Annotated in this window: 1 protein-coding gene; it reads right to left on the reverse strand. The window is 62.5% G+C overall.

Going from position 1 to position 224, the window contains the following annotated elements; genetic code table 11:
- A partial coding sequence (locus AC3A3X_RS17845; RefSeq protein WP_487584315.1) for a hypothetical protein occupies nt 1-224 on the reverse strand: 224 nt, incomplete at both ends.

Here is a 224-nt window from a genome sequence, read left to right on the forward strand (position 1 = left end):
TAGCCGTAATAGCGCATCCGGTCGTCGAGGGTCGCGTTGTTGGTGTGCTCGCGCTGGCTGACCAGGCGGCCGCGGCCATCGTAGGTGAGCGTGTTGGTGGTGGGCTTGTAGTTGGTGTTGGGGTTGGAACCGGAGACACTGGCCTGCTGGTAGCTTTCCCAGCCGGTGTAGGCCATCACGAACGTGTGGGTGCTGTTGCCGATGTCGCGGCTGGTGTAGCTGTA

It is taken from the genome of Lysobacter sp. Soil_N_23 (assembly GCF_057656135.1).